This window comes from Kitasatospora sp. NPDC024654 (genome assembly GCF_055559155.1).
The window spans coordinates 1-9,390 of sequence record NZ_JBVHLF010000151.1; the positions used below are offsets into that span (position 1 = coordinate 1).

Consider the following 9,390-nt stretch of genomic DNA (forward strand, 5'->3'; position numbering starts at 1 on the left):
CCCACAGGGCCCGGCCAATCTCGCGGACACCATCATGGTGCGCGTCAACCCCCTGCCCGGACACCGCCTGGGCACCGCCGCCCTGACCGCGGCGATCACCACGCTGACCGAGGCCGAGCAACTGTGCACCGCGCTCGCCGACGCCGCCTGCGCCGAACTGTTCGAGCTCGCCGCAACGGCCACCGGGCGCGAGCTGCGACCCGTCCTGGAGCTCAAGCGCGCGATCCACAACCAGCGCACCCCCAAAGCGTCCGCGGCCGGCCGCGGCTGGCCCGCCGCGACCACCGCGTGGCTGACGGCCCGGAAGCGCGGCGACCTCGCACGAAGTGTGCTGACCACGGGCTACGAGAACTGTCTGACCAAGGAACGGGCCACCCTGGCCATGGTGGTCGGAGCCGAGCCGTTCCAGTCGTCCCTGGCGCTCACCTCACCCGGGGTGCTCGCGGCGGTGCGCCGCTACACGCGCTCGGCCGGCCGCCCCTCCAAGCAGGACCGGAAGTCGGAACGGGGCATTCTGCAGCACCTGGCCCGGGCCATGGTGCGCACCTCGCCGCTGGCCCGGTTCACCGCGGTCGGCTTCGCCACCTGGTCGGAGCAGGGCACCGCGCTCGACCGAGTCACCTTCCGACGCCGCCGCGCGCACGCGATCGCCTCGGTGGACCGGGCACTGTTCGCCACCCTCGTCGAGGGCCTGCTGCCGGTGGGCGGCGGAGCGGTGCAGGTGACCACGGTGCGCCGCAACCCCTCGCTGCGCACCACGCAGGACGCCGTGCGTTTCCGCCGGCGCGACGGCTCGCGGATCCAGGTGCTCGCCACCCCGCTCACCCCACAGCTGACCACCCTGCTGGACCTGCTCGCGCTGGGGCCGCTCGCGCCCACCGAGCTGGGTCGGGCGCTGACGGACCGTCTGCGGTGCACCGGGCAGGAGGCCTCGGAGATGGTCCGGGCCGCGTGCGAGGCGCAGATCCTGCTGCCCGGACCGGTCCTGGACGAGCAGGCGGCGGACCCGCTGCCGGCCGCCCGGGACCTGCTGCGCGAGCACGACCCAGTCGCGGCCGCCGAGCTGGCCGACGCGGCCGCCTCGCTCGGGCGCCTCCCCCACGCGACCGTGACGGAGCGGGTGGCCCTGCTGAACCGGCTGGAGTCGGCGCAGCAGCGGCTGACCGAGCACGGCACCCGGCCGGGCCGGCTGCGGGTCAACGAGGATTACGTGCTCGACCCGTTCGAGGTCTCGGCCGGCGAGCACCGGCAGGCTCTCGACGACCTGGCCCGGGTCGCGGAGTTCGCCGCGCTCTTCGACCACCATCAGGAGCTGCGGGCCCTGGCGTGCGCCCTGTTCGTGGAGCACTTCGGCCCGGGCGCCGCGGTCCCGCTGCTCGACCACGCCGCCGCTCTGGTCGAGGCGCTCCGTCGCGCCGAGGCCCGGATCGCTCAGCCGGACGGGGCGGACGGGGTGGACGGCCCGCGTGACGGTTCGCTGGCCCAGCTGCTGAAGCTGCGCGCGACCGCCGTGCGCACGATCGCCGAGCGGATCGCCCGGCAGCGGGCCGAGCAGCCGCAAGCCGAGGAGCTGGCACTGGCGCCGGGCCTGCTGGCCGAGTTGGCGTCCGCGCTGCCCGAGCGGTTCCGGCGCCCGTCGGCCTCCTACGGGCTCACGGTCCAGCCGGTGGCGGGGCGGCTGGTGCTGAACGGCTGCTTCCCGGGCCACGGCCTGCTCGGCATGCGCTTCCTCGGCGCGGACCGCGACCTGGGCGGCCGGGCGGCCGAGTCGATCGCCCGGCGCGCCACCGCGGTCCTCTCGGCGGACGGCGTCGCACCGTGCGAGGACCGCGGACTGCACGGCTTCAACATCAACCACCGGATCCCGCTCCTGGAACGGACCGTCACCCCCGAGGGTTGGCTCGGGATCCGGTTGGCGCACGACCCGGTCCGGGACGAGCTGGTCCTGCTGGACGCGGACGGCGCCCGGGTGCGCCCGGTCACGCTCGGCATGCGCTGGCAGGAGCTGCACCCGGCCCCGCTGCGCATCGCCACGCTGCTGGCCGACACGAGCCCGGTGGCGGTCGACGCCTTCGGCTGGGAGAAGCCCCCCGCGACCGGTTCGCCGCGGCGCACCGTGGCCACGCCCCGGCTGACGGTGGGCCAGGTGGTGCTGCAGCGCCGCCGCTGGTATCCCGGGGCCGACTTCCCGTCCGCGCCCGGTCCCGCGGATGCGGCCCAGTACCTGGTCGACCTCACCGCGTGGCGGGCGGTGCACGGGGTCCCGGACGAGGTGGTGATCAAGACCGCCCCGGCCCCGGCCGCCCTGGCCCGCACGCTGGGGAGCGGCGGCCACCCGGCGCAGTGGCGGCCGGAGAAGCCGCAGTACGCCGATCTGGCCAGTGCGCTGGCGGTCCGGGCGCTGCCCTGGTTCCTGGAGCGCCGTTCCCCTGGCAGCTACCTGGAGGAGGCCCTGCCGGGAGTCCACCAGGGGCGCCACGCCGTCGAATGGGTCATCGAGTTCGACCGCCCCGCCGGGGCCCGATTCCAGCAGAGGACGTCATGCGAGTGAAGCTCCGTCCGGACGCACACTGCGCCCCGGTGCCGCAAGGGATCCACTGGAGCCGGGGCGAGCGCTCGTTCGTGCTCTCCGGTCCGCCCGCGCTCTTCACCGTCGTCGACGACCAGTTCGGCGCCCTGCTCGACGGGACGAGTGTCGACGAGATGGTGGCGGCGACCGGGGACGAACGGTCGCGGCCCGTCCTCGAACACATCGTGCGCGCGCTGCTCGCCCAGGACGTGCTGATCGACCTGGACGCGGTGGCGGGCCCGCTCCCGGACCGGCGCAGCGCCACCGAGCACGCCGCGCTGCTGTGCTACCTGGAGGCGAACTGCGCCGAGCCGTACCGGGCCTTCGCCGCGGTGCGCGACGCCCGGGTGGCGGTCGCCGGCGGCGGACCCGGGGCCGACGCGGTGCGGCGCGGGCTGGCCGCCAACGGCACCGAGGAGACCACGGACCTCGAGCTCTCCGCCACCGCGGCCCCCGCTGCCTCCGCGACGGTGGTGGTGCTGATCGACGACTGCGACACCCCGCTGGACCTGCTCTCCGCCGCCTCGCTCCTGACGCCGGGCACACCCGTGCTGCCGGTCGCCGCCGGGCCGGCCGTCGCCCTGGTCGGGCCGGTCTGCACCGACCCGGCGGAACTGCGGGCGTTCCTGGCCGTGGCGGCCCGGGCCACCGACTGGCAGCTGACCGGGGTGGACTCCGCGGCACCGCGCCCGGTCAGCGCGGTGCTGGCCGGGTCGCTGGCCGCCCAGGGTGTGCTGGCCCACCTGGCCGGTACCGCGGACGGCACCCGCACCGCCTGGGTGGTGCACGGCCACGCGGTGCAGACCACCGCCGTCCCCGTGCCGCGGGCCGATCCCGGACCGGCCTGGCGCCCGCTGGACCCCACGGAGATCCCCGAGCCCGACCCCACCGCCGCCACCGCCACCGCCACCGCCACCGCCACCGCCACCGCCACCGCCACCGCGCGGGAGTTCCCGCTCGACGCCGCCCTCACCGCCCGGTGGACCGGCCTGGCCCGCTGGGGCCGTGACCTCGACCTGCCGCAACTGCCCATCAGCCTGGTCACCGCCCAGGTGGTCCCGGGCCCCGGACCGTCGGCCGCCCGTGGCACGGCCGGGCGCGGCACGGCCACCCAGGCCACCGGCCCGCACGTCCTGGGGTGGGGCGAGAACCGCGCCGCCGCCGGCCTGACGGCCCTGCTCACCGTGCTGCGCCGGCGCGCCGCCGAGGAGTGGAGCGCGGAAGGGGCCGGGCTGGTCCCCGCGGCCGGGCTCACCCCGGCCCACCTGCTGGTGGACGGCCTGCTGCGGCAGGCCGGCCAGGACGCCCTCGCGCGGTCCGCCGGTGCGCCGCTTCCCTGGGAGAAGGTCGAGGGCCTCACGGCCCGTACGCTCTGGGACCTGCTGCGGGACTTCTTCGACGTCCCCGCCGAGCTGCGCCGGCACACGGTGACCGGCCTGGACTGGCAGCTGGTCAGCGTGGCGGACGAGGTCACCGGCGAAGTGCTGGCCACCCAGTGGGGACCGCGGCTGGGCTCGGCCACCTACGCGGCCCTGTACGCCGCCACCGCCCGTGCCCAGTTCCAGGCGGCCGCGCGGACCGCGCCGCAGGCGCCCGTCCTCTCGCCGGACCCGGTCGGCACGTGGTCGCTGGAGGCCGCACCGGACCGCCAGGTGCACGCCTGCCTGCGCCAACTGCTCGCGCGCGCCCAGGCCCTGGGGGTGCACCCGCGCGCGCAGCGGCTGGTCCACGACGCGACCGCCGGCGAGCCGGCGCTGAGCTGCGGCTGGGTGGCCCTGGCATGAGCGCGCGGATCAGGGGCGCACGGATCCTGCCGGGCCCGGGCGCGCCGGCCGACCTGCTGGAACTGCCCTGGCACGAGCAGACGGACGCGCGGCCGGAGCCGCTGATCGCCGTCGCCGCTGGCTACGACGCCGCGTGGGAGAGCCGGGCGCTGGCCATCGCCCGCGACCAGGGCTGCCCGCTGCTGTCCGTCCGGGCGACCTCGGCGGAGGTCCTGCTCGGGCCGCTGTGGACCCCTGACGGCGCGTCGGCCTGCGCCGGATGCGCACAGGCCCGGGACATCGACCGGGACGCGCCCGGCCACGCCCACGCCCCGACCCCAGCCCCGGCGCGAACACCGGCACAGCCACGGGCAGCGACGCCGCGGGGCGCCGCGCCGGTCCTCGCGCCCGCCCTCGGACAGCTCCTCACCGAGCTACTGCGGCATCACCGACCCCTGCTCGCCCCCGGCGAGCTGCTCGCGCTCGCCACTGACGGCCGGCTGCGCCGGCACCGGGTGGCGCCCAGTTACCGCTGTACCGTGTGCGCGGACGCCCCGGGCCCGCTGGCCGGCGATCCGGCCGACCCGCCACCGCCCCGTCCGCTGCTCCCCCGTCCCACCCGCGCCCCGCTGCCCGACCGCGGCGAGCCGCCGTTCGGCCTGGACCCCGACCGGATGCGCGCGGCGCTGACCGACCCCCGCTACGGACCGGTGCTGGGGACCCAGCGGATCCGTCCGGTCGCCATGGCGATGACCGAGACCCGCCTGCTCGGGGCGACCTTCGCGGGCTTCGGCCGCGGCTCGACCTTCCGACGCGCCGAGCCCGTGGGCTGCCTGGAGGCGTACGAGCGCAGCGGCGGCTACCCGCACGTCGCCCCACTCGTGCGCGACGCCAGTGCGCGCGAGCTGGGCGAGCGCGCGATCGGGCTCGCCGGACTGGGCCGGCACACCGCGCGGCAGCTGGCCTCGCCGCTGAGCAGCCTGCGGCCCTGCGACGAGGACACCCCGATGGACTGGGTGTGGGGCCACCCGCTGGACGGCGACCCACCGCTGCTCGTGCCGGCCGAGATCGGCTTCTACCAGTACAGCTACCCCGTCCGCTCCACCGCGCCCGAGCACGCCAGGCGCAAGCGCTACTTCCACGACTCCTCCAGCGGCTGCGCACTCGGCGGCAGTTACGAGGAGGCCGCCTTGCACGCCCTGCTGGAGCTGGCCGAGCGCGACGCCTTCCTGCTCGCCTGGCACCGCCGCCGGCCGCTGCCCCGGATCGCGCCCGAGGAGATCACCGACCGCGAGTGCCTGCTGCTGATGCGGCAGATCGAGGACCGTGGCTACCAGGTCCACCTCCTGGTAGCCACGGTGGACCTCACGATCCCGGTGGTCTGGGTGCTGGCCCTGCGGGAGGACGGCGGGATGCCGGCCACCCTCAGCTCCGCCGGGTCCGGCGCCGATCCGGTGGCCGCCATCAGGGCCGGCCTGTGGGAGCTGTCCCAGATGGTCAGCGCCGGGGTGGACTGGGACGTCGAGGCGACCCGCCCGATCGTGGCCGACCCGTGGCTGGTCGAGGAGATGTCCGACCACCACAAGCGGTACGCCTACCCTGAACTACTGCCCCGGATGCGGGAGCTGCTGGGCGGACCGGTGGTCGGCCCGGCGCAGGCCTTTCCCGGCTGGCCGGCGGACTTCACCCGCGCCGCCCGCGGGGACGTCACGCAGGCGCTGCGGTTCGTCGCCGGGCTGTTCCGTAAGGCCGGCCTGGAGCGCATCGTGCTGGTCGACCAGTCCACGCCCGAGCACACCGCGGCCGGGCTGTCCGTCGTCAAGGCCGTGGTCCCCGGCATCCTGCCGATGTGCTTCGGGCAGGCGCAGCAGCGCCTCGCCGGGATCCCCCGGCTGGCCGCCGCGATCGCGGACGCCCAGGGCACGCCGCCGCGCGACGAGGACTTCCCCTTCGATCCCCATCCCTTCCCCTGAGGCGGCACCACGCATGACGACGACCACCGATGTCCGGCTCTTCGCCTACCGCCAGGGCCCGTTGCGGATCGGCCTGGCCGAGCTGACCCCGGGGAGCGACACCGAGCCCACCACCTCGACCCTGCCACCGGCCCACGCCCGCGGCACCCGAGGACGCCCGCTCCCGGCCGGCACCCACCGGCTGCTGGCCGACGCACGCTACCCGCAACCGCTGCCGCCCGAGGCCCGCTCCGCCTTGGCACCAGGGGACCTGGCAGGCCACCTGCTGGTCTGCGCCCTCGGTCTGCAGCGGCGCGAGCCCTCCCACCAGTTCAACGACCACCGCGCGATCGCCTCGGTGCGCAGCAAGTTCCCGGTGCACGCCTTCGTGCTGGCACCCGACGGATCCCGCGCGTACCTGGACGTCTACCGGCACGCGCTGGTCGACCTGCCGGGCACCGCCGCCGCCGACGGCGACCTCGCCGGACTGCTCCCCGCGCCCGGCGACCTCACCGTGCTGCTGGCCGCGCGCTACACCGACCTGCCGGTCAGGTACGGCCGCCTGCGCTGCGCGCTGAGCCTGCTGGAGCTGGGCATCAACCTGCGCGCCCTGCACACCGCCGCCGACCTGCTGGGCGTCCCGGTCCGGCTGCACTCGGACGCCGCGCTCACCGCCGCGGCCGTCCGCCTGCTGGACGGCAGCGGTCCCGGGGCCTGGTCGCCGCCGCTGGTCGTGACCCTCGAGGGCGCCGGACCGCTGCCGTCCAGCCGCCCGCTGCCCGACGCGGGCGGTTCCGACACCGGCTCCGGCACTGGCGCCGACACCGGCTCCGGCTCCGGCTCCGGCTCCGGCTCCGAGCAGCACGAGCAGGAGTGCGCGCTGCTGCGCGAGCAGTCCCGCCAGGGCTCGGTCCGGGAGGCGGACGAGGTGACCGCACCGCTGGCCGCGCTCTCCTGCGGCGTGAGCGAACCGGTGTGCAGCGTGCCGGACCTGCCGGACCGTCACCCGTCGGCTACCACGGGGGCCACCACGCGTCCGAGCTGGGCCGAGACGCTCTCGAACCGGTCCGCCGGGCGGACCCGTGGCGGCCTGCCGGGCTTCTCCGCCAGGCCCGCCGTACTCGGTGCGGACTGCCTGCTCGACCTGCTCGCCTGGCTCGACCGACCGGCGCCGGGCCCGCTGCTCGCCGAGGTGGGGCGCCGGGTGCACACGCGCGTCGTGCTGCAGCGGACGGCCGGGCTCCCCACCGGCCGCTACGCGGTGGCGCACGGTCAGGTGGAGTGCGAGCAGCAGGACCCCGACCTGATGCGGCGGTTCGCGGACGCCTTCGGCTACCCCCTGACGCCCACCATCGACTGCGGGCTGCGCCACGCGAACGCGGTGTGGGTCTTCGCCGCCGACCTCGACGGCATCCTGGCGGAGTTCGGGCCGGCCGGCTGGTCCCTGCTCCAACTCTGGTGCGGCTGGGTCACCCACGGTCTGACCACCGCCGCCGCCGCGCACGGCCTGTTCGCCCGCCCGGCCCGCTCCTTCGGCGAGTACTGGCTGCAGCGGACCCTGGAGCTGCCCCGCTCGACCTTTCCGGTGTTCACCCTCGTCTGCGGCCGCTCCCGGTTCAGCGAGCCGATGCTGGACCTGAGGGTCTGAGCCACCGGCCGCCGGCGGGCTGCTGCAGCCCCGGGGCCCGGACTACCGCGGCCCCGGGGCCGGGACGGCGCCGAGCGCGGCCGCCCTGACCCCGGCCTGGAACCGGCTGGAGGCCCCCAACTGCTCCAGGATCTCCGCGATGTGCCGTCGACACGTCCGCAAGGAGATCCCCAGCCGCCGGGCCACCGTCTCGTCCTTGGCCCCCTCGGCGAGCATCCGCACGATCCGCTGCTTGAGCTCGACCTCGGCGCCCGGGATCAGCACCGACTCGCGCGGGTGCGCCCCCTGCGCCCAGGCGGCCTCGAAGAACAGCGCCAGCTGCCGCACCACGACCGGGTGCCGGACCACGGTGACCCGTACGGCACCCGGTGCGGGGATCAGCGCCAGGGCCTCGTCGATGATCAGGACCTCGTCCAACTCGGTCCAGACCGTCCTGACCAGGCAGTCGCCCTCCCCCGGCGCCAGCAGTTCCAGGCTCGTCGGGCAGCTGAGCAGCTGCCGCACGGACACCCGCGACGGCCAGGCCAAGCCCCGCGTCCGCAGCCGGTCCAGGAACGTCGAGTCGGACGCGCGGACGTGCCGGACGCACTGCGCCCCCTCGGCGAACACCGCCACCCCCAGGCGCACCGCCTCCTCGCAGGTCAGCACGGCCGGGCGGCCCTCCTCCCGACGGCTCCGCTCGCTCTGCTCCGTCAGGGCCCTCACCTGCGCCTGCGCCAGCGCCAGCTCGGCCTGCCACCGCTCCAGCTGGCCGGACAGCAACACCAACAACTCGGCGACCCCCGCCAGGGAGCCCGCGGCCTCGACGGTCGAACCGATGTCACTGCTCATCTGCGGCAGCCCTTCTTCACGCGTCCCGCGAACCGGTCACTGTGCCCGGCCAACGTGCGGCCGCCACCACGATCCCAGCCGTGCGCGACGATCACATGGGTGGAGCGCCCCCAGGTTCCGCGGCGGATGCCCGTACAGAACGGTGCGTGGGGACCAGCCGACGGCGGCTGATCCCCACGGCTCCGTCAGGCGGCGCTGGAAACGGCACACGCCGATGCCGGCGCCCGCACCGCCGATCAAGCCGAGTACTCCTCCCACGACGGCGCCGGGACCGGCTCAGGCGCCCCAGGTGCTGCCCCGCAGGTGTGGGGTCGAGCGGCCATTCTCCTGGCCGGAACGGTGCAGACGGTTGGCACGGGACCACGAGGGCAGGACCGCGCACGCCGAAGCGATGATCAAGGTCGCCCTGATCCGGCTCATGGCAGCCCGCCTCGCCGGTGACCTCAAGAGCGAGTGATCACCCGATTGCCCAACACTGTCGCAGGGGGTTCATGCCGCGGAGCACCCGCATGCCCGCCCGGGGAGTCTCGCACGGGCCGGCGCGATGACGTCGATGCTCTCCGTGCCGCACGAGCCGGGATCTCCCGCCGGTCCGGCTGCCGCGCCGACCACCTCGGGCCACACGCG

The 9,390-nt window shown here is 76.0% G+C and carries 5 protein-coding genes; 4 read left to right on the plus strand and 1 reads right to left on the minus strand.

From position 1 onward, the window contains the following. From ACZ38L_RS37140 to ACZ38L_RS37155, 4 genes are all read left to right on the plus strand, one after another. The coding region (locus tag ACZ38L_RS37140; RefSeq protein ID WP_465702084.1) for a lantibiotic dehydratase at window positions 1-2,551 on the plus strand (2,551 nt) is incomplete at its 5' end. A 29-nt stretch (window positions 2,552-2,580) separates the two neighbouring features. Further along, the gene (locus ACZ38L_RS37145; RefSeq protein WP_465702086.1) at window positions 2,581-4,353 is read left to right on the plus strand and encodes a hypothetical protein; all 1,773 of its coding nucleotides are present in this window, start codon (window positions 2,581-2,583) and stop codon (window positions 4,351-4,353) included. Beyond that, window positions 4,350-6,305, plus strand: a complete 1,956-nt coding sequence (locus tag ACZ38L_RS37150) for a TOMM precursor leader peptide-binding protein (protein ID WP_465702089.1) — start codon at window positions 4,350-4,352, stop codon at window positions 6,303-6,305. Before ACZ38L_RS37145 ends, ACZ38L_RS37150 begins: the two co-directional genes overlap by 4 nt. 13 nt (window positions 6,306-6,318) lie before the next feature. After that, window positions 6,319-7,932 carry a hypothetical protein gene (locus tag ACZ38L_RS37155; RefSeq protein WP_465702091.1) on the plus strand — a complete coding sequence of 538 codons (1,614 nt, stop codon included), beginning with the start codon at window positions 6,319-6,321 and terminating at the stop codon, window positions 7,930-7,932. 42 nt (window positions 7,933-7,974) lie between these two features. Here ACZ38L_RS37155 and ACZ38L_RS37160 read toward each other — a convergent pair whose 3' ends face one another. Then, window positions 7,975-8,763 (minus strand): helix-turn-helix transcriptional regulator, encoded by a 789-nt coding sequence (locus ACZ38L_RS37160; protein ID WP_465702093.1) that lies wholly within the window; start codon window positions 8,761-8,763, stop codon window positions 7,975-7,977. Between the last annotated feature and the right edge of the window lie 627 nt (window positions 8,764-9,390).

Excerpts from the sequence above, each read along its gene's own strand:
- ACZ38L_RS37155 (WP_465702091.1), top strand. The coding sequence starts at position 6,319 with ATGACGACGACCACCGATGTCCGGCTCTTCGCCTACCGCCAGGGCCCG.
- ACZ38L_RS37150 (WP_465702089.1), top strand. The coding sequence starts at position 4,350 with ATGAGCGCGCGGATCAGGGGCGCACGGATCCTGCCGGGCCCGGGCGCG.
- ACZ38L_RS37160 (WP_465702093.1), bottom strand. The coding sequence starts at position 8,763 with ATGAGCAGTGACATCGGTTCGACCGTCGAGGCCGCGGGCTCCCTGGCG.